The organism is Mammaliicoccus sp. G-M28 (assembly GCF_022386595.1).
GTDB lineage: Bacteria > Bacillota > Bacilli > Staphylococcales > Staphylococcaceae > Mammaliicoccus > Mammaliicoccus fleurettii.
The window spans coordinates 1-19,759 of the sequence record NZ_JAJNIF010000008.1; the positions used below are offsets into that span (position 1 = coordinate 1).

The following is a 19,759-nucleotide window of genomic DNA, read 5'->3' on the forward strand; positions in this document are numbered from 1 at the left end:
CGGGGTGGCGGAACTGGCAGACGCACAGGACTTAAAATCCTGCGGTAAGTGATTACCGTACCGGTTCGATTCCGGTCCTCGGCACCATTTTAATATGCGCCCGTAGCTCAATTGGATAGAGCGTTTGACTACGGATCAAGAGGCTAGGGGTTCGACTCCTCTCGGGCGCGTAATGACCATTTTTGGTTACGGGAAGTAGCTCAGCTTGGTAGAGCACTTGGTTTGGGACCAAGGGGTCGCAGGTTCGAATCCTGTCTTCCCGACTCTTTAAAAGTTACATATTAAATGGGGGCTTAGCTCAGATGGGAGAGCGCCTGCTTTGCACGCAGGAGGTCAGCGGTTCGATCCCGCTAGTCTCCACCATTTAAAATAATATTATTACGGCGGCGTAGCTCAGCTGGCTAGAGCGTACGGTTCATACCCGTGAGGTCGGGGGTTCGATCCCCTCTGCCGCCATTAAAATTTTGAATATGAAATACATATTTTAAATTTTGGACCTTTAGCTCAGTTGGTCAGAGCAAACGGCTCATAACCGTTGGGTCGCAGGTTCGAGTCCTGCAAGGTCCATACTTATATAGTGGAGGAATACCCAAGTTCGGCTGAAGGGATCGGTCTTGAAAACCGACAGGGGCTTAACGGCTCGCGGGGGTTCGAATCCCTCTTCCTCCGCCATTATATTTGTAAAATTAAATTATTATTATCGCGGGATGGAGCAGTTCGGTAGCTCGTCGGGCTCATAACCCGAAGGTCGGTGGTTCAAATCCACCTCCCGCAATTATTATTTTAGGTCCCGTGGTGTAGCGGTTAACATGCCTGCCTGTCACGCAGGAGATCGCGGGTTCGATTCCCGTCGGGACCGCCATTTTTTAAAATTTTATGTATGGCTCAGTAGCTCAGTCGGTAGAGCAAAGGACTGAAAATCCTTGTGTCGGCGGTTCGATTCCGTCCTGAGCCATCTTTTAACATTATGCCGGCCTAGCTCAATTGGTAGAGCAACTGACTTGTAATCAGTAGGTTGGGGGTTCAAGTCCTCTGGCCGGCACCATCTATCGGAGGGGTAGCGAAGTGGCTAAACGCGGCGGACTGTAAATCCGCTCCTTCGGGTTCGGCAGTTCGAATCTGCCCCCCTCCACCATATTTCTTATAATTTAATAGGGGCATAGTTTAACGGTAGAATAGAGGTCTCCAAAACCTTTGATGTGGGTTCGATTCCTACTGCCCCTGCCATGGCGGTTGTGGCGAAGTGGTTAACGCATCGGATTGTGGTTCCGACACGCGTGGGTTCGATTCCCATCAGCCGCCCTTACTTTTATTAATGGGCTATAGCCAAGCGGTAAGGCAACGGACTTTGACTCCGTCACGCGCTGGTTCGAATCCAGCTAGCCCAGTAGTCTGGCGGCATAGCCAAGTGGTAAGGCAGAGGTCTGCAAAACCTCTATTCACCGGTTCAAATCCGGTTGCCGCCTCCATTAATATTTTGCGGGAGTATTTCAACTCTTAGAATACATTCCTTCCCGGAATGAGATATAGGTGTAAATCCTATCTTCCGCTCCATTATTTTTCAGAACTACTAATTATTAAAATGCGGGAGTATTTCAACTCTTAGAATACATTCCTTCCTGGAATGAGATATAGGTGTAAGTCCTATCTTCCGCTCCATTATTTCTTCCATTGGGAAGATTTTTTTGTAGGAAATATAATTATGCCGGTGTGGTGGAATTGGCAGACACGCGGGACTCAAAATCCCGTGTCCGTTGAGGACGTGTCGGTTCGAACCCGACCACCGGTACTTATAACAAAAAGGCTGAGACAATTAATTTGTCTCAGCCTTTTATAATTTCATCATTAGATTACTGTCTTCTTCTTTTACTAACCTGCAATTTAAAGTTTTATAATATAATCAATTTTTTGATCATTATACAACTTACTTCTTGTCATTACTTTTGGAATTCCGTATTTATCTTTCATATTAATTGCTTTTGTTAAATTATCATCTGCACACGCTACTATGTCAATATTTCTTGTGTGTTGAACTAATTCTACATATATTTCTGAAGTAATGTTACACCCATCAATGCCGACTTTTTGTTTATTCATTTAAATTACCCCCTAAGATATGTGATTAAATAAAGGATAATCTATGAAATGCATTTCATGTCAACAATTAATATTTTTTACAGAATTTCTTTTTATTAATTTAGTTTCAAAAAAGTGATGTGTTATATTATTATCGTATAATTGGTTAAAGAGACTTTTGCCTATATTGATAAGTGGTATTTCTATCGTTGTCAAATTAAGCATCTCTGATATTTTATGATTTTCAAAGCCAATAATAGATAAATGTTCTTTTGCATCATTGTTTATACTTAGTAATAGACCAGCAGCAGTGTTGTCACCTGAAACTATAATTGCTGATGGGGGAGTTGGTGATTTATTTAAATCTTTAGCAAGTATATAACCATCTTCTAGTAATACATAATTTTCATAAATCTTTTTATTATTGAAAGTTAGTGATTTTTCTTTGCAAAAATCTTTATAAGCTGCAATCCTTAATAATGAACTTGTACTATTCTTTCTATTAATAGCACATGAGATATTTCGATGTCCATGTTCGTACAAATGGTTTAATGCCGTGTAAAAGGCTTTATAGTGATCTATATAGGTTGTACGAAGCTTAGAATGTGTTATATCTTCAAAAATAGAGATAGGACCATATTCAACATACTGTTCGATTATATTTAATGAAATATTTCTTGAACATATAATTAAGGCGTCTAGTTGTTTTAGTTTAAGCATTTCTAAAGCGTCTATTTCTTGGTCGTTATCATAAGAAGTTTGGAAAAGTACAATTTTCTTGTTTAATTTAATTGCTTCTTCTGATATACCTTGTATTAGCTGAGAAAAATAAGGATGATTAGAAAAAGGAATAACAACACCTATTAAGTTTGTTTTACCTTTTTTTAAATGTATGGCATTAATGTTAGGTATATAATTTATTTCTTCTATAACTTGGAGTACTCTATTCCTTTTCTCTTCGTTTACATAAGGGTGGTTATTAATTACTCTTGAAACAGTACTGGGAGAAACACCAGCTTTTCTTGCGACTTCTTTTAGATTTGTCATTCGGATTCCCCCTCATTTATACTATATATTATATAAATATTTTAGCATATTAACTTAAAAATTATCTTTAAATTATAAAGTAGGTGAAATTTATTAAACAACAATTTTTTGAACTGGAATGTTCTCATTTAAACGCAAATAATAGATTAGATCATAACATTATACTAGATTTACTTGATGATAATTTCAAAGAGATTGGAAAGTCGGGTAGAGTCATTTATAAAAATGATATTGAAAACAGCACTTTACATACTTTTGAATATCAAATTAGTGACTTTGTAACTGACAAGATTCAAAAAGGCATTGTATTGGTTACATATAAATTATTCAATGAGACGGATAATGTATTAACGAATAGAAGTACTTTGTGGATCAGAAAAAATAACCAGTGGAAAATGCGATTTCATCAAGGTACAATTATTTAAAATTAAAAATGTGATTGTCTATTAAAATAAACTCATATATGATTAATACATATTTAAATATGGAGGAATTTTATGGATAGACATTTCACTGTAAAGGAATTTTTCTTTAACATATTAAATGGTATAGGTGTAGGTATTGTTATTGCGCTTATACCAAATGCAATATTAGGTGTTTTATTTAGTTACTTATCACAGTTTCACCCTGTACTTGAAATGTTTAACCAAGCTTTATTACTTATGCAATATGCTATGAGTTTTATTATAGGAATAATTGTAGCTAATCAATTTAAATTCCAAGCTACAGATGCCGTGATGATAGGGGCAGCTGGATTAATAGGTTCAGGTGCTGTGAAAGTCCAAAATGGCCAATTTATGTTTGTTAGTATTGGTGATGTGGTCAATTTAATAGTTGTATTAATCATTAGTTGTTATTTAATGATTAAATTAAAAGGTAAATTTGGTTCTTTAGATATGCTAATTATGCCAATATTTATTTCGGTAGTTAGTGGTTTTATTGGAATGCTTACTTTGCCATATGTAAGTAATGTAACAAAAGGCATTGGAAAATTAATAGAACAATTCTCGACTTTAAATCCATTGTTAATGTGTATTTTGATAGCAATTACATATGCTCTCCTTATGGTCACTCCAATTTCATTGGTAGCAATTGCAACAGCTGTAGGATTAGAAGGTCTAAGTTCAGGTGCAGGTAATATGGGAATCGTTGCGGCATGTGTAACATTCTTAATGGGATCATGGAAAGTAAATGATAAAGGGATTAATATCGTACTTATTATTGGTGCTGCAAAAATGATGATACCTGTCTACTTTAAAAATCCAATAATAGCAATACCGTTGATCATTAATGGGTTAATGAGTGGTTTGCTAACGTATTTTGTAGGAATAAAAGGAACACCTATGTCAACAGGATTCGGATATACAGGTTTTGTTGGTCCAGCTAATGCAATAAAATATATGGACGGCTCAATAATTGTAAATATAGTTCTTTTAATATTCGCGTACTTTGTTATACCATTTGTATTTGCTTATATTGTACATAGATTATGTTTGAAATTATTGCCTAAATATAATCAGGAAATGTTTTTGTTTAAAGAAAATGCATAAGAATTGAATACTAAAAAGCGCCCTCAGTTAGAGGACGCTTTTTTATATTACATTTTATATATAAATTTAACTATAATTATTAGAATATTATGAAAATATATTGTTTGTTTTCATAAAGTGAGGTAGAATAAATCATTATTCACAAATTTGCATATTGATATCACATTTATAAGTGCATTAAATCAGTGCTAGTTATTTTTAATAGTGTTATAACAGTGATTACAAAAATTTGATTTTAAAATGAGATTATATTTAGTAACGATTAAATGAATAACCATTCAAAAACTTTTATAAAAAGCATTGCATAAAATTACATAAATGCGTATAATAATGAATATTATTAATTCAGGAGGTTACAACTTTGAAAAGAAATTTATTTGTGAAAGTAGTACTTATAACAGTTTGTTTACTACTTACTATTCCATATTTAGTCCCCAAACAGTCACACGCCCAAGAAACTGACCAGTGGGAAAAAGCTAAAGAACGTGGCGAGCTAAGAGTAGGTTTATCAGCAGATTATGCACCATATGAATTTGAACATACCAAAGATGGAAAGCGTGAGTATGCAGGTATAGATATTGAGTTAGCTAAAAAAATTGCGAAAGACAATGGTATAAAGCTTAAAATAGTGAATATGCAATTTGATAGTTTATTAGGTGCTTTAAAAACTGGGAAAATAGATATGATTATTTCAGGTATGGCACCGACTCCTGAAAGAAAAAAAGAAGTTGATTTTTCAGATCACTATATGGAAGTTAAGCAAAGACTAATTGTTCAAAAGAAAGATAAAGATAAATTAAAAACAATTGAAGATTTCAAAGGAAAAATGATTGGAGTACAAAAGCAAACAACTCAAGAAGAATTAGCAAAAACTGAAATGCCAGACTCTCAAGTGAGCTCACTTGCAAGGGTACCTGAAGTTATTATGTCACTTAATTCAGGAAAAGTAGATGGAATGATTATTGAAGGTCCTGTAGCAGATGCATATTTAGAGAAAAATCCAAATTTAACTTATTCAGATGTTGATTTTTCTGATGCAGATAAAACAACTGCCATCGCTTTACCTAAAGATTCTCCTCAATTAATGGAGAGAGTCAATAAAAGTGTTAAAGAAGTTCGAGATAATAATTTGATAAAAGATTATCAAGATAAAGCCACAGAAGCAATGTTTGATGATGGATCATTTTTTAGCAAATATGGATCTTATTTCTTACATGGTGTTGGATATACAATTCTATTATCATTCTTAGGAGTTGTAGCTGGTGCACTTATTGGTGTTTTCTTTGCATTGATGAAATTAAGCAACAGTAAAATCTTAAAATCTATTGCATCAGTTTATATAGAATTTATAAGAGGAACGCCTTTATTAGTTCAAGTATTTTTAGTGTATTTTGGTACAACAGCAGTACTTGGTTTAGATTTATCTGCACTTATTTGTGGTATTATCGCGCTTATTATTAACTGTAGTGCTTACATAGCAGAAATTATTAGAGCAGGGATTAATGCAGTTGATAATGGTCAAATGGAAGCCGCAAGATCATTAGGTTTAAACAAATCACAAGCTATGAAAAAAGTTATTATGCCTCAAGCCATTAAAAATATACTACCAGCTTTAGGTAATGAGTTCGTAACTGTAATTAAAGAATCATCTATTGTATCAGTAATAGGTGTTAGTGAATTAATGTTTAATGCACAAGTTGTGCAAGGTGCGTCGTTTGATCCATTCACACCATTGTTAGTAGCAGCAGTATTGTACTTCATTTTAACGTTTACGTTATCTAGAGTGATGTATATTGCTGAAAGGAGGTTCAGTGTCAGTGATTAAAGTTAATGATTTACACAAAACATTTGGTAAAAATGAAGTATTAAAAGGTATTAATTTAAATATTGAAAAAGGAGAAGTAGTTGCCATAATAGGTCCATCAGGTAGTGGTAAAAGTACGCTATTAAGATGTTTAAACTTATTAGAAGATCCTACTTCAGGTCAAATTATTTTTGAAAACAATGATCTAACGAATACTAAGGGAGCAAAGCTGGATCAATTAAGACAAAAAATGGGAATGGTGTTCCAAAGCTTTAATTTGTTCCCTCACAAAAAAGTTATAGATAATGTTACTTTAACGCCTTTGACTTTAAAAAAAGGAAATAAATCTGAATTAGAAAAACAAGCTCATCAGTTGCTTGAAAAAGTTGGATTAGAAGATAAATCGGATGTTTATCCTTCAAAACTTTCTGGAGGACAAAAGCAGCGTGTCGCTATTGCGAGGGCATTAGCTATGAATCCAGAAGTTATTTTATTCGACGAACCAACTTCAGCACTTGATCCCGAAGTAGTTGGGGAAGTGTTAAGTGTTATGAAAGATTTAGCTAAAGAAGGCATGACAATGGTAGTTGTAACACATGAAATGGGCTTTGCTAAAAATGTAAGTGATCATGTCATTTTTATGGATGAAGGAATTGTACAAGAAGAAGGTACACCTGAACAAATTTTTGATAATCCGCAAAATAGTAGAACGAAACAATTTTTATCTAAAGTATTGTAATACTAAAAAATAAAAGAGGTGTTTTCGTGTTAGAAATAGGTATAGTCGGCGGAAGTGGATATGGTGCAATTGAACTAATTAGATTACTCAAACAACATAAAGAAGTGAATATTAAATATGTATTTTCACATTCTAAGTCTGGGGAAGACATTAAAGAAACATTTCCACATTTGCAAGACAATATTAATGTACCATTTTCAAGTTTAGATGTTGATAAAGTAGATTGCGATTTAATATTATTTGCTACGCCATCAAATGTGAGTAAACATTTTATTCCTAAATTAATTGAACGAGGAATAAAAGTTATTGATTTATCAGGAGATTTTAGACTAAAAGATCCAGCATTATATGAAAAATATTATGGTGAAAAACCAGCTGAACAAAGCATACTTGATAAAGCTAATTATAGCTTAGCTGAGTGGTCCGATATAAACAATGATTCAACTAAAATTATTGCTAATCCAGGATGTTTTCCAACAGCGACTTTACTTTCTCTACATCCACTATTAAAAAACAATTTAATTAATAAGGAATCAATAATTATAGATGCTAAAACAGGTATTTCTGGTGCAGGTAGAAGTTTAAGTCAGAATGTTCATTATGGAGAAGCGAATGAGAATTTCTCTGCTTACAAATTAGGAACACATAAACACACGCCAGAAATTGAGCAATATTTATCAAAATTATCAGGATCTGATATTAAAGTAATGTTTACACCACATCTTGTTCCTATGACAAGAGGCATACTGGCTACAATTTATGTTGATTTAAATGAACAAATATCAGAAGAAGCATTACATAAAATGTATATAAAAACCTATCAAAATAAACCATTTGTCCGTATTAGGAAAATAGGTGAATTTCCAAAAACTAAGGAAGTATTAGGTAGTAATTTTTGCGATATAGGTATTTACGTTGACGAAGAACGAAATAAAGCTGTAATTGTAACTGTAATAGATAATTTAGTAAAAGGTGCAAGTGGTCAAGCAATTCAAAACATGAATATTTTATATGGATTTAATGAAGATGAAGGTTTGAATTTATTACCAGTATATCCTTAGAAATGGAGGAATTTGATGTTAGAAGAAACTGAACAATTAATTGACTCTGAATTGACAATTATAGAAGAAGGTGACGTTGCGACACCTAAGGGCTTTGTAGCAGGTGGAACACACGTGGGCCTTCGTAGAGAAAAGAAAGATTTTGGTTGGCTATTTTCATCAGTTCCAGCTAATTGTGCAGCAGTATATACACAAAATGCTTTCAAAGCTGCACCATTACAAGTTACAGAGGAGAGTATAAGTGTTAATAATAAACTTTCTGCAGTAATCATTAATTCTGCAATAGCAAATGCTTGTACAGGTAAACGAGGTGTTGAAGATGCGAAACAAACTCAAAAATGGGCTGCATCAAAATTACAAATACCAGAACATGAAATTGCAGTTGCTTCAACAGGTTTAATAGGCGAATTTTTACCAATGCAAAAAATAAAGTATGGCGTTAATAATATAGATATACAAAATGATTTTAATTCTGAAAATTTTAATGAATCTATTTTAACAACAGATAAAGAAACCAAGCACATAGCTGTACAAGTGACTATTGATAATGAAGTGATAACAATTGGTGGAACTTGTAAAGGATCAGGTATGATACATCCGAATATGGCTACTATGTTAGGATTTATGACTACAGACGCAAACGTAGAAGTTGAAGATTTAAATAGTTTATTGAAAGAATCTGTTGATGAAACTTTTAATATGATTACTGTTGATGGAGATACAAGTACTAACGATATGGTTATTCTTTTAGCAAATGGTGAAAGTAATAACCAACCATTATGTAAGCTACATCCTGAATGGAATAAATTTGCTAAAGCAGTGCAACATGTAAGTCGATATTTAGCACAAAGTATTGCTAGGGATGGTGAAGGTGCAACGAAATTAATAAAAGTTAAAGTTACTGGTGCCGAAACAAAAGAACAAAACAATATTATTGCTAAAACAATCGTCGGTTCTAGTCTAGTCAAGACGGCTATTCATGGAGCAGATCCAAACTTTGGCAGAATCATTTCAGCAATTGGATATGCTGATATTACGATAAATCCAACTGATATAGACGTATGGCTCTGTGATCATTTATTGGTTAGCAAAGGAATGAATGTTTCATTTGATGAGTTAGATTTAAAAGCTAAAATGGAGCAGGATACTATTGAAATCAATGCTAAGATTGGTGATTCATCCTTTACATCTACAGCATTTGGGTGCGACTTATCTTATGATTACGTGAAAATTAATGCATTATATAGAACCTAATTGGAGGTCTTTAAGTGAAGTATGCAGTAATTAAAATAGGCGGAAGTATATTAAATAATCTTAACAAATCAATAATTGAAGATATTCTCACTTTAAAAAAGCAAAATTATGTACCCATAATCGTGCATGGTGGAGGTCCATTTATAAATAAGCAACTTAGTAAAATAGGAGTTGAAAGTAAATTTGTAGATGGATTACGTGTAACTGATGAGGAAGTGTTGCTACAAACTTCTAGTACATTGATAGGTGAAGTGAATCCTCAAGTAGTATTTCAAATCAATCAATATGAACCATTAGCAATAGGTGTTAATGGAATAGATATGAATTTATTTGATATAGAACCACTTCATCCTAAATACGGTTTTGTTGCAGAATGTTCTTCAGTTAACAAAGCTGCTCTTGAACTTATTTGTTCAAATAGTATCCCAGTTGTAGCTCCTATAGGTATAGATAGTATCAGTGGACAACGATACAATATTAATGCTGATAGTTTAGCTTATAAAATTGCAAGTGAAATGGAAGGTGATTTATTTCTAATAAGTGATATTCCAGGTGTACTCATTAAAGATGAAGTTCAAGCTAACTTAAGTATTAAAGATATTAATAATTATATTGAAACGACTGAAATATATGGTGGAATGATACCTAAAGTTACTGGTGCAATTTCAGCTATAAAAGATGGTTGTAAAAGCGTAAAAATTATTTCTGGATCATCAGAACATGCTTTATTAAAGAGTTCGATATCAAATGAAATAGGTACTACGATTACTTCTTAAAGATATAACAATTCAACATGATTAGTCTGCCAACAAATTCACTATCTTTGTTGGCAGCTTTTTTGTTTATATTCAAGATTTAATTTGTTTTAAATAACTTTAAAATCTAAAACTTTCATATAAATATGTTAAAATATATAAGCATGTTTGATAGTGAGGTGAATCAATTTGAATTTAGATTTATTGAAACAAGAAGTAATAGATTACGCGCATTCTATTGGAATTGATAGCATTGGATTTACAACGGCAGATCCCTTTGATGAATTAAAACAGAAATTAGAAGATTATCACTCAAAGGGCTATGCGTCTGGTTTTGAAGAAAGTGATATTGAATTAAGAACAGTTCCAAAACTCACTTTACCATCTGCAAGATCAATAATTGCTATTGCAGTAGGTTATCCTAATAAATTAAAAGATGCACCTAAAAGTGTAAGAGGTGACAGACGAGGTTTATTTGCACGAGCTTCTTGGGGTCAAGATTATCATACGATTATGAGAAATCGACTAGATAAACTCAGTTTATTCCTACAAGAGAAAGTACCAGATGTAGAAGTGAAATCGATGGTTGATACAGGTGTTCTATCTGATCGAGCTGTTGCTGAAAGAGCTGGCTTAGGATTTGCAGGTAAAAATGGCTTTATTATAAATGAAGATTTAGGGACATGGAGCTATTTAGGTGAGATGTTAGTGAGTATCCCATTTAAACCTGACGACCCGGTTATCGATAGTTGTGGTGATTGTAATATATGTGTAGATCGATGTCCTACTGGAGCATTAGTGGGTGATGGACAATTAAATAGTCAAAAATGTATCAGCTTTTTAACGCAAACTAAAGGATATTTAAAAGATGAATATCGTTATAAAATTGGTAATAGACTATATGGTTGTGATACATGTCAGCAAGTATGTCCAAGAAATAGAGGGATTAACACAGAACAAGATGATATCGTCTTAGAACCTGAAGTCTTGAAGCCTAGATTAGTTCCATTATTAAAAATGTCTAACAAAGAATTTAAGAATACTTATGGACATTTAGCTGGTGCATGGCGTGGAAAGAAACCGATTCAAAGAAATGCAATTGTTGCACTTGCACATTTTAATGAAGAAAGTGCAATACCTGATTTGAAAGATGTTGCATTAACAGATCCTAGACCAATGATAAGAGGTACAGCATTTTGGGCAATTGGACAAATTCAAGGTGAAGAAGCAAGATCATTTATAATGTCGCACTATGAACGTGAAATTGAAGAAGTTCAAGAAGAAATGATAAAAGGATTAGAGATTAGGAGAAAATAAAATATGACAAATCATGTAGTTTTATATCAACCAGAAATACCAGCAAATACAGGGAATATTGCACGTAGTTGTGCAGCAACAGATACAACTTTACATTTAATAAGACCTTTAGGTTTTAGTACTGATGATAAAATGTTAAGAAGAGCAGGATTAGATTACTGGAAATTCGTAAATATTGTTTATTATGATAGTGTTGAAGAATTTTTTGAGAAAACAGAAGGTGGAAACTATTATTTATTAACTAAATTTGGTACACAACCACACACTGAATTTGATTATAGTAGTTTAGATGAAGATCATTATTTTGTGTTTGGTAGAGAAACGACTGGTCTTCCAGATTGGATTAAAGAAAAATATAAAGATACGGCTTTAAGAATTCCAATGAATGAAAATGTAAGATCATTAAATTTATCTAACACTGCTGCAATTTTAATTTATGAAGCTTTAAGACAACAAAATTATCCTAATTTATCATAAAAAAAACTGAGGCCAAATGGTCTCAGTTATTAATTATTTGATTTTAAAGATTCAAGTTCTTTATTTAAATCTTCTTCTTTAAGACCATAGTCTTTAGAATCGCGACCAGCAGTTAACATCGCAGTAATAAATGCTACACCAACCATACAAATTAATAACGTGTTCATTTAATTAGCCCCCTCGTAATGTTATGTTATCTTTATTATAAACGAATTAGGGGAATATTTAAATACATTTTTAAGGAGACATACAAATGGATAATTATATTTTAAAAAATGCACAAGTTTATACTGAAAAAACAAAGATTGAAAATGGATATATCGAAGTGCGTGATGGCTTTATTTATGATATTCAAGAAGGTGACTATAAAGGTAATGCTCGTGTTGTAGATTTAAAAGGACAACATTTGATACCAGGTTTTATTGATATACATATACATGGTGGTTATGGTCAAGATGCTATGGATGCTACTCCAGAAACTTTAAACGTATTATCTGAAAAATTATTATCAGAAGGAACAACAAGCTTTTTAGCTACTACTATGACACAGTCAACAGATGCAGTTAATGATGCATTGGAAAATGTTGCGAAGTATAAACCGCTAGATGAAAAGCGCGCAGAAATATTAGGTGTACATTTAGAAGGTCCATTTATCTCTGAACATAAAGTTGGTGCTCAGAATCCAGCATTTGTTGCAAGACCCACAGTGCAAAAATTTAATGAGTTCCAAGAAAAATCAAACGGGAATATTAAAATAGTAACAATTGCTCCAGAAGTAGAAGGTGCAAAAGAAACGATAAAACATTTAAGCAATGACGTTATTTTTTCTGCAGGACACACAGTTACCGATTATAACGGGATTGAAGAAGCGGTAAATTATGGACTTAAACATGTAACACATTTATATAATGCACAAACAACTTTTACGCATAGAGAACCTGGAGTATTTGGAGCAGCACTGACTAATGAAAGACTAACAACTGAAGTTATTGTCGATGGTGTGCATTCACATCCAGCAGCGGTTAAATTAGCTTATTTGGCAAAAGGTAATGAGAACTTCTGTATTATAACTGATGCAATGAGAGCAAAAGGAATGTCAGACGGAAAATACGATCTTGGTGGTCAAGATGTTTATGTGAAAAATAATGAGGCAAGACTAGAAAATGGTTCATTAGCAGGAAGCATACTTTTAATGAATAAGGGCTTAAAGAACTTGATGGACTTTGCAAACGTGTCACTTGAAGAAGCATGGCGCACAACAAGTTTAAATCAAGCTATACGTTTAAATGTAGATGATAGACTTGGTTCTATTAAAATTGGCAAGCAAGCAGACTTTGTTGTAGTTGATTCAGAATTAAATGTTTTAACTACTATTAAAAAAGGGTATATTATAAATAATGATTAAAGATTAATTTTTTGAAAATAGATAAGTTGAAATGAGGAGTGGACAAAATGGCTTTAAACTTTAAAGTATTTGAAACGAAAGATATCGCTGCACGTTACGCTGCAGACGTAGTTCGCAAACAATTTAATTCAGATAGTACTTCAGTAGTTGGCGTGCACTTAGATGCAGAGAATACAACATTTTTCGATGAATTATTAGATGATGTTAAGAAAAATCCAGTAAACTTTAGTCAAGTACACATTTTGGATTTTGATGGTAAAGAAGATTATTATACTGAACTAGGTGTACCAGCTAAGCAAGTTTTAAAAACAGATGTTGGTAGTGATGTAGAATCATTCATTAAAGAAAAAGTAAACACTGACAAAAAGAAAAATAAATTGATGTTAGATGTTGTGACTTTAACTGAAGATAGCAGAACTGGATTAGATTATAATCAAGCAATTCATCCAGCTAGAGAAGTCATTGTATTAGTTACAGGTAAAGAAAAAGCAAAAGCAGTTAGCAAGTTGTATGAAGAACCAGCTAACGGCTCAGTTGAATCAGCAAAATTAAAACAACATAGAATGGTAACAGTTATATTAGACAATGAAGCGGCACAAGGATTGCCAGAAGATGTTAGATCTTACTTCTCAATTCAATTTTCATAAGAAGGTGAATATATTGAATAAACAGCCAGAAGAAGAAAATGAAATGGTTCAAGACTTAGAAGATGTAAAAGAACTAGGTAAAGAAATGGAACAAATTTCAGAACAAAATGATGAAGCATATGAAGAAAAGAAAGAAGCACAAGATTCATAAAATGCATTATATTTTATAGGGAGTGGGATGACGAAATCTTTTATTAATAGAATAGATTTCGGTTCCACTCCTTTTTTTATGATAATTTAAATTATCTGACAACTGAGAGTTTAAATCATAGGCTGTATAAGATATAATAAAGATGAATAATGAGTGATGACTACAAGGAATAAAGGGGAGTAATTACAATGAGTTACAGAATTGAACATGATACATTTGGTGAAATTAAAGTCCCAAGCGATAAATATTGGAAAGCGCAAACACAAAGAAGTAAACAAAATTTCCCAGTAGGAAAAGAACAAATGCCTATTGAAGTTATATATGGATTTGCTCACTTGAAAAGAGCAGCAGCAATTTCAAACCATGAACTTGGTAAATTATCAGATGATAAAAAAGATGCAATTGTTTTTGCAACAGATGAGATTTTAAAAGGAAATCTAGACGATCAGTTTCCATTAGTTGTATGGCAAACTGGTAGTGGTACGCAAAGTAACATGAATGTTAATGAAGTTGTAAGTTATGTAGCTAATGAATACTTAAAAGAAAAAGGTTCAGATGATAGTGTTCATCCAAACGATCATGTAAATATGTCTCAAAGTTCAAATGATACATATCCAACTGCAATGCACGTTGCTTTATATCATGAAATTGAATCTAAATTATTACCAGCTTTAAGTACGTTAAGAAATACTTTTAAAGATAAAGAAGAATCATTTAAAGATATTATCAAAATTGGTAGAACTCATCTACAAGATGCGACACCATTAACTTTAGGACAAGAAGTTAGTGGTTGGAGATATATGTTGGATAAATGTGAATCACTACTAAATGAATCTAAAGGTCAATTATTGAACTTAGCAATCGGTGGTACCGCTGTTGGTACTGGTATAAATGCACATCCTGAATTTGGTGATAAAGTTGCTAAACAAATTGGTAAACAATTAGGTTATCCATTTGTATCTTCTGAAAACAAGTTCCATGCTTTAACTGCACATGATGAAGTAGTTTATGTGCATGGTGCATTAAAAGCTTTAGCAAGTGATTTAATGAAAATTGCAAATGATGTTAGATGGTTAGCTTCTGGCCCAAGAGCTGGTTTAGCTGAAATTTCTATTCCTGAAAATGAACCAGGATCATCAATTATGCCAGGTAAAGTAAACCCAACTCAATGTGAAATGTTAACTATGGTTTCAGTACAAGTCCTTGGAAATGATTCAGCAGTAGGTATTGCTGCTTCACAAGGTAACTTTGAATTAAACGTATTTAAGCCAGTTATTTTGTATAATACATTACAATCAATTTATTTATTAACTGATGGTATCGAAACATTTAACAATAATTGTGCTGTTGGTATTGAACCTATCGAGGAAAATATTGATAAATATTTAAATCAATCTTTAATGTTAGTTACTGCTTTAAATCCACATATTGGATATGAAAATGCAGCAGCTATTGCAAAAAATGCTCACAAAAATGGACTAACTTTAAAAGAATCAGCCATTCAATCTGGTCATTTAACAGAAGAACAATTCGATGAATGGATTAAACCTGAAGATATGATAAGCTCTAAAAAATAGTAGCATCTGTAAGACATAAATATTAAGAACACAAAAAGGTGCTATGGCAGCACCTTTTTGTGTATAAATATATAGATTCCTGGAGGAAATTTATGAAAAGAATAGGATTAATAGATATAGGTTCTAATACAATAAGACTTGTTATTTTTGAGTATTCAGTAGAAACAGGATTAAATGAACTACAAAATATTAAAACACCTGCTCGTCTAAGTCAATTTTTAGATGAAGATAAAAATATGAACGAAGAAGGCATTAACGTTTTAGTAGAAACTTTAAATAGTTTTAAAAAAGTAGCTAAAAAATTTCATGTTGAAGAACTTGTCCCTGCAGCAACTGCAGCAGTTAGACAATCAAAAAATGTAGATCAAATAATTGAAAGCGTAAAATTCAAAACTAATCTTGATATCGAAATTATTCCAGAACAAGATGAAGCTTTTTATGGATTTTATGCAGCAACACATACACTAAATATTGAAAACGGTATAACTGTAGATATTGGTGGTGGTTCAACAGAGGTTACTTATTTTGAAAATAAGAAATTAAAAGAAGCGATTAGTTTTCCTTTTGGTGTTGTAACGTTAGAAAAAATGTTTTTCGTGGATAAAGATCACAATGATAAAAATGCGATAAAAAAGTGTGAAAAATTCGTTAAAGAACAATTTGAATCTGAAAAATGGATAAAAGATAAAAAAGTTCCAATTATTGGAATTGGTGGTTCAGCACGAAATAATGCACGTATTCATCAGTCTTTAAATAACTATCCTATTGCGGGGGTACATGGTTATGATATGACTAAAAAAGATTTAGAAGAAGTGTATGATGAATTAAAAAAATCAGATAAAAGTGATTTAAAAGATTTAGATGGATTAAGTAGAGATCGTACAGATATTATTATTCCAAGTTCTATTGTATTTAACACGCTTTATGATATAACAGATGCAACTCGTTTCACTTTTTCTAGAAAAGGGTTACGTGAAGGTTTAGTTATGACAAGGTTGAAAGAAGATTTCCCAAAATCGTTTAATAAAGATAATGTGACTACAGATGCTTTAAGATATTTAGCAAATGAGTATAATATAAATCCTTCTAACGGTAAACAGCGTATGAGATTAGCAGAAGATTTACTTAATAAAGTGATAGAAATAACTGATTTTGAAGTTTCTAATGAAGACAGAAAATTGTTGAAAGAAGCGGCATATTTATACTATTTAGGTGCATTTATTGATGCGGATTCTAGTTCTCAACATACTTATTATATTATAGCAAATTCAAGTATTAATGGATTCTCACATAGAGATAGAGTGAAATTAGCGCTTCTTGCAAGTTTTAAAAATAAATCATTACTTAAGTTTTATGTAAAAGAAACATCTTGGTTTAAAGATAATGAAATTGAACTCATTCAAAAGCTAGGTGGAATAATAAAATTCGCTAATGCATTAAATGTTTCAAATACTGATTGCATAGAAACGTTGGAGTTAATTGACAAGAAAAATGAATTTGACTTAATAGTGGATTATGTAACAGACCCAATTGCAGAAGAATATCAGTCAGAAAGACAGAAAAAACATATAGAAAAGTTACTACCAAAAAAACTTAATATAATATTTACACAAGGTTAACAATTTTGCGTTTTAATGAAACAGTGTCAGTTTTTAAAGATGAATGGAAATAAGTAAAGGGTGAGATAATTATGGAAACGCAAACGAACGGGTTTTATTTAGACAATCCAGAGTACTATAATAATCGAGAGTTAAGTTGGCTTGACTTTAATTATCGTGTTCTTGAGGAAGCGATTGATCCGAACAATCCAATGCTTGAACAACTAAAATTTTTAGCAATTCATAGTTCTAACTTAGATGAATTTTTCATGGTCAGAGTAGCAGGTTTAAAAGACCAAGTGAAAATGAATTTTAATGAACCAGAGAATAAAGCACAATTAACGCCAAAAGAACAACTTACCGGTATAGAAAAGAAAAATAGAGAAAACGTGTATCTTCAATATAAGAGATTTAATGAATTAAAGGATTTATTAAAAACTTATAATATATTTATTACACAACCAGAAAGACTGCCAGAAGATTTAATTGATCAACTACACAATCAATTCAATACTGAAATATTACCAACACTCTCACCATTAGGAATTGATGCTTATAGACCATTTCCTAAATTAAATAATAAAATGCTCAATTTATTTGTTGATATAAAGTTAAATGATGGTGAAATAAAGTCAGCAATAGTACCTGTACCAACATTATTAGATAGAATTATTAAGTTGGAATATGATGGTAAAAAGTATATTGTATTTTTAGAAGATGTCATTTCTTTATTTATTGAACAATTATTTAATGGATTTGAAGTAATAAACACGTATACTTTTAGAGTGACGAGAAATGCTGATTTAACAATCCATGAAGATGGTGCGGAAGATTTATTAATAGAAATTGAAAAGTTTCTAAAAGAAAGAAAAAGCGGTGCAGCAGTAAGACTTGAAATAGATAGTAGACATATTGATACAGAAGTAAAAAGTATGTTTTTAATGAATGAGCTAGAGTTAACTAATAAAGATATATACAGAGTTAATGGGCCATTAGATTTAACTGTATTATTCTCTCTTGTAGGACGATTAGAAGAATTATTCCCTGAATTATTGTACAAACCATATAGACCACAATTACCTTCCTCTTTAAACAAAAATAATGTTTATGATTTAGCTTTAGAAAAAGATGTATTTTTCCATCACCCATATGAATCGTTTGAACCAATTGTAGAATTTATTAAAGAAGCATCAGAAGATCCAAATACACTCGCTATTAAACAAACACTTTATAGGGTGAGCAGTGATTCAACAATCATTCAAGCATTGAAAAACGCTGCCGAGAACGGGAAACAAGTCACAGTATTAGTTGAATTAAAAGCTAGATTTGACGAAGAAAACAATGTTCAATGGGCAAAAATGTTAGAAGATGCAGGATGTAATGTTATATATGGCATGACTTTCCTTAAAACGCATAGCAAAATAACACTCGTAATAAAAAAAGTGGATGGAAAAGTTATACCATTCGTACACTTAGGTACAGGAAATTATAATGACAAAACAGCAAAAATATATACAGATATGGGTATCATTACTACAAATCCTAAAATAGGTGAAGATGCCATTAATTTCTTTAACTATTTAAGCGGTTACTCTTTGAAACCCGATTATAATGAATTAATAGTGGCACCATTTGAAATTCGTGATTTCTTTGTTGATCATATTGAACAAGAAATAGAATTACACAATGAGCATGGCAATGGACTCATTATAGCTAAGATGAATTCTTTAACTGATAAAAAAGTAATTAAAAAATTATATGAAGCGTCTCAAAGCGGTGTGAAAATCAAACTTATTATTAGGGGCATTTGTTGCTTGAAACCAGGTATTAAAGGGGTAAGTGAAAATATCGAAGTTATAAGTATAGTAGGCAGATTTTTAGAACATTCTAGAATATATTATTTTCACCATAATAGTGAAGAAAAGATGTACCTTTCCTCTGCGGATATGATGACAAGAAATATGATAAAGCGTGTTGAAATATTATTCCCTATACTTGATCCTAAAGTAGTAAGTAGATTAAAAGATATTTTAAACTTACAATTAAATGATGGATTAAAAGGACGTATTCAAAATTCCGATGGTAATTATCAATACAATGATGCTGGTAATAAACACATGAACTCTCAAGAAATGTTGATGGATGAAGCATTATTAGCAGCTAAAGAAATGAGACAATCTCATATAAATATTGGACAGCCTGTAAGAAGTAGAAGAAGGAGTTTCATAAATAAATTTAAAGAAAGATTAAAACGATAAAGCTCAAAATATAAAGCCCTCCCAATCCTTGATAACTGAAGGA

18 protein-coding genes and 16 tRNA genes are annotated in these 19,759 nt (G+C 32.1%); 31 read left to right on the top strand and 3 right to left on the bottom strand.

Annotated features, from left to right (window positions below):
* Positions 1-96: 96 nt before the first annotated feature.
* From LQ609_RS08235 to LQ609_RS08310, 16 genes are all read left to right on the top strand, one after another.
* Positions 97-170, top strand: a tRNA-Arg gene (locus LQ609_RS08235).
* Between the two features lie 19 nt (positions 171-189).
* Positions 190-263, top strand: a tRNA-Pro gene (locus tag LQ609_RS08240).
* Between the two features lie 24 nt (positions 264-287).
* Positions 288-363, top strand: a tRNA-Ala gene (locus LQ609_RS08245).
* A gap of 19 nt (positions 364-382) precedes the next feature.
* Positions 383-456 (top strand) — tRNA-Met (locus LQ609_RS08250).
* Between the two features lie 37 nt (positions 457-493).
* Positions 494-567, top strand: a tRNA-Ile gene (locus LQ609_RS08255).
* Positions 568-579: 12 nt separating this feature from the next.
* Positions 580-672 (top strand) — tRNA-Ser (locus tag LQ609_RS08260).
* Between the two features lie 29 nt (positions 673-701).
* Positions 702-775, top strand: a tRNA-Met gene (locus tag LQ609_RS08265).
* 11 nt (positions 776-786) lie between these two features.
* A tRNA-Asp gene (locus tag LQ609_RS08270) sits at positions 787-862 on the top strand.
* 20 nt (positions 863-882) lie between these two features.
* Positions 883-955, top strand: a tRNA-Phe gene (locus LQ609_RS08275).
* A gap of 14 nt (positions 956-969) precedes the next feature.
* A tRNA-Thr gene (locus LQ609_RS08280) sits at positions 970-1,045 on the top strand.
* A gap of 6 nt (positions 1,046-1,051) precedes the next feature.
* Positions 1,052-1,135 (top strand) — tRNA-Tyr (locus tag LQ609_RS08285).
* A gap of 18 nt (positions 1,136-1,153) precedes the next feature.
* Positions 1,154-1,227 (top strand) — tRNA-Trp (locus LQ609_RS08290).
* 2 nt (positions 1,228-1,229) lie between these two features.
* A tRNA-His gene (locus tag LQ609_RS08295) sits at positions 1,230-1,302 on the top strand.
* A gap of 14 nt (positions 1,303-1,316) precedes the next feature.
* Positions 1,317-1,388: transfer RNA gene (locus LQ609_RS08300), tRNA-Gln, on the top strand.
* A gap of 6 nt (positions 1,389-1,394) precedes the next feature.
* Positions 1,395-1,469 (top strand) — tRNA-Cys (locus tag LQ609_RS08305).
* A gap of 235 nt (positions 1,470-1,704) precedes the next feature.
* A tRNA-Leu gene (locus tag LQ609_RS08310) sits at positions 1,705-1,789 on the top strand.
* Between the two features lie 92 nt (positions 1,790-1,881).
* Here the strand turns inward: LQ609_RS08310 and LQ609_RS08315 are convergent.
* Together LQ609_RS08315 and LQ609_RS08320 are read right to left on the bottom strand one after the other, a co-directional pair.
* Positions 1,882-2,097, bottom strand: a complete 216-nt coding sequence (locus LQ609_RS08315) for a Gfo/Idh/MocA family oxidoreductase (RefSeq protein ID WP_078357646.1) — start codon at positions 2,095-2,097, stop codon at positions 1,882-1,884.
* A 60-nt stretch (positions 2,098-2,157) separates the two neighbouring features.
* On the bottom strand, positions 2,158-3,123 hold the full coding sequence (locus tag LQ609_RS08320; RefSeq protein WP_078357645.1) for a LacI family DNA-binding transcriptional regulator: 966 nt from the start codon (positions 3,121-3,123) through the stop codon (positions 2,158-2,160).
* An 83-nt stretch (positions 3,124-3,206) separates the two neighbouring features.
* Here LQ609_RS08320 and LQ609_RS08325 point away from each other — a divergent pair, with 83 nt between their 5' ends.
* From LQ609_RS08325 to trmL, 9 genes are all read left to right on the top strand, one after another.
* The gene (locus LQ609_RS08325; protein ID WP_078357644.1) at positions 3,207-3,548 is read left to right on the top strand and encodes a nuclear transport factor 2 family protein; all 342 of its coding nucleotides are present in this window, start codon (positions 3,207-3,209) and stop codon (positions 3,546-3,548) included.
* Between the two features lie 72 nt (positions 3,549-3,620).
* Positions 3,621-4,673 (top strand): PTS sugar transporter subunit IIC, encoded by a 1,053-nt coding sequence (locus LQ609_RS08330; RefSeq protein WP_208143715.1) that lies wholly within the window; start codon positions 3,621-3,623, stop codon positions 4,671-4,673.
* A gap of 361 nt (positions 4,674-5,034) precedes the next feature.
* Complete coding sequence (locus tag LQ609_RS08335; protein ID WP_078357642.1) at positions 5,035-6,498, top strand: ABC transporter substrate-binding protein/permease; 1,464 nt, start codon at positions 5,035-5,037, stop codon at positions 6,496-6,498.
* A complete protein-coding gene (locus LQ609_RS08340; protein WP_078357641.1) occupies positions 6,491-7,216 on the top strand; it encodes an amino acid ABC transporter ATP-binding protein in 726 nt (241 codons plus the stop codon). Before LQ609_RS08335 ends, LQ609_RS08340 begins: the two co-directional genes overlap by 8 nt.
* Before the next feature lie 26 nt (positions 7,217-7,242).
* Entirely contained in the window at positions 7,243-8,277 is a 1,035-nt protein-coding gene (gene argC / locus LQ609_RS08345; RefSeq protein WP_239734576.1) for an N-acetyl-gamma-glutamyl-phosphate reductase, read from the top strand.
* A gap of 15 nt (positions 8,278-8,292) precedes the next feature.
* Entirely contained in the window at positions 8,293-9,531 is a 1,239-nt protein-coding gene (argJ, locus tag LQ609_RS08350) for a bifunctional glutamate N-acetyltransferase/amino-acid acetyltransferase ArgJ (protein WP_239734577.1), read from the top strand.
* Between the two features lie 14 nt (positions 9,532-9,545).
* Complete coding sequence (gene argB, locus LQ609_RS08355; protein ID WP_078357638.1) at positions 9,546-10,307, top strand: acetylglutamate kinase; 762 nt, start codon at positions 9,546-9,548, stop codon at positions 10,305-10,307.
* A gap of 168 nt (positions 10,308-10,475) precedes the next feature.
* Positions 10,476-11,603, top strand: coding sequence for a tRNA epoxyqueuosine(34) reductase QueG (gene queG, locus LQ609_RS08360; protein ID WP_107509806.1), 1,128 nt, complete (start codon positions 10,476-10,478; stop codon positions 11,601-11,603).
* 3 nt (positions 11,604-11,606) lie between these two features.
* Positions 11,607-12,080, top strand: coding sequence for a tRNA (uridine(34)/cytosine(34)/5-carboxymethylaminomethyluridine(34)-2'-O)-methyltransferase TrmL (gene trmL, locus LQ609_RS08365; protein WP_078357636.1), 474 nt, complete (start codon positions 11,607-11,609; stop codon positions 12,078-12,080).
* A gap of 29 nt (positions 12,081-12,109) precedes the next feature.
* On the opposite strand, the gene LQ609_RS08370 is transcribed toward trmL, so the two are convergent.
* Positions 12,110-12,247, bottom strand: coding sequence for a hypothetical protein (locus LQ609_RS08370; protein WP_016913147.1), 138 nt, complete (start codon positions 12,245-12,247; stop codon positions 12,110-12,112).
* 86 nt (positions 12,248-12,333) lie between these two features.
* Between LQ609_RS08370 and nagA the strand changes: the two genes are divergently transcribed.
* The 6 genes from nagA (at position 12,334) to LQ609_RS08400 (ending at position 19,716) form a co-directional block, all read left to right on the top strand.
* Positions 12,334-13,485: an N-acetylglucosamine-6-phosphate deacetylase gene (gene nagA, locus LQ609_RS08375; RefSeq protein ID WP_078357635.1), complete on the top strand. Its 1,152-nt coding sequence runs from the start codon at positions 12,334-12,336 to the stop codon at positions 13,483-13,485.
* Between the two features lie 47 nt (positions 13,486-13,532).
* Positions 13,533-14,132, top strand: a complete 600-nt coding sequence (locus LQ609_RS08380) for a 6-phosphogluconolactonase (RefSeq protein ID WP_107509807.1) — start codon at positions 13,533-13,535, stop codon at positions 14,130-14,132.
* Between the two features lie 4 nt (positions 14,133-14,136).
* Complete coding sequence (locus LQ609_RS08385) at positions 14,137-14,283, top strand: SAS053 family DNA gyrase inhibitor (RefSeq protein WP_239701513.1); 147 nt, start codon at positions 14,137-14,139, stop codon at positions 14,281-14,283.
* Positions 14,284-14,471: 188 nt separating this feature from the next.
* Complete coding sequence (fumC, locus tag LQ609_RS08390; RefSeq protein WP_119634438.1) at positions 14,472-15,860, top strand: class II fumarate hydratase; 1,389 nt, start codon at positions 14,472-14,474, stop codon at positions 15,858-15,860.
* Between the two features lie 92 nt (positions 15,861-15,952).
* On the top strand, positions 15,953-17,479 hold the full coding sequence (ppx, locus tag LQ609_RS08395; RefSeq protein WP_239734578.1) for an exopolyphosphatase: 1,527 nt from the start codon (positions 15,953-15,955) through the stop codon (positions 17,477-17,479).
* Positions 17,480-17,550: 71 nt separating this feature from the next.
* Entirely contained in the window at positions 17,551-19,716 is a 2,166-nt protein-coding gene (locus LQ609_RS08400) for an RNA degradosome polyphosphate kinase (RefSeq protein ID WP_115337289.1), read from the top strand.
* Positions 19,717-19,759: the final 43 nt, after the last annotated feature.

Excerpts from the sequence above, each read along its gene's own strand:
- fumC (WP_119634438.1), top strand. The coding sequence starts at position 14,472 with ATGAGTTACAGAATTGAACATGATACATTTGGTGAAATTAAAGTCCCA.
- LQ609_RS08370 (WP_016913147.1), bottom strand. The coding sequence starts at position 12,247 with ATGAACACGTTATTAATTTGTATGGTTGGTGTAGCATTTATTACTGCG.
- LQ609_RS08320 (WP_078357645.1), bottom strand. The coding sequence starts at position 3,123 with ATGACAAATCTAAAAGAAGTCGCAAGAAAAGCTGGTGTTTCTCCCAGT.
- LQ609_RS08330 (WP_208143715.1), top strand. The coding sequence starts at position 3,621 with ATGGATAGACATTTCACTGTAAAGGAATTTTTCTTTAACATATTAAAT.
- LQ609_RS08380 (WP_107509807.1), top strand. The coding sequence starts at position 13,533 with ATGGCTTTAAACTTTAAAGTATTTGAAACGAAAGATATCGCTGCACGT.
- LQ609_RS08400 (WP_115337289.1), top strand. The coding sequence starts at position 17,551 with ATGGAAACGCAAACGAACGGGTTTTATTTAGACAATCCAGAGTACTAT.
- trmL (WP_078357636.1), top strand. The coding sequence starts at position 11,607 with ATGACAAATCATGTAGTTTTATATCAACCAGAAATACCAGCAAATACA.
- argJ (WP_239734577.1), top strand. The coding sequence starts at position 8,293 with ATGTTAGAAGAAACTGAACAATTAATTGACTCTGAATTGACAATTATA.
- nagA (WP_078357635.1), top strand. The coding sequence starts at position 12,334 with ATGGATAATTATATTTTAAAAAATGCACAAGTTTATACTGAAAAAACA.
- LQ609_RS08315 (WP_078357646.1), bottom strand. The coding sequence starts at position 2,097 with ATGAATAAACAAAAAGTCGGCATTGATGGGTGTAACATTACTTCAGAA.
- ppx (WP_239734578.1), top strand. The coding sequence starts at position 15,953 with ATGAAAAGAATAGGATTAATAGATATAGGTTCTAATACAATAAGACTT.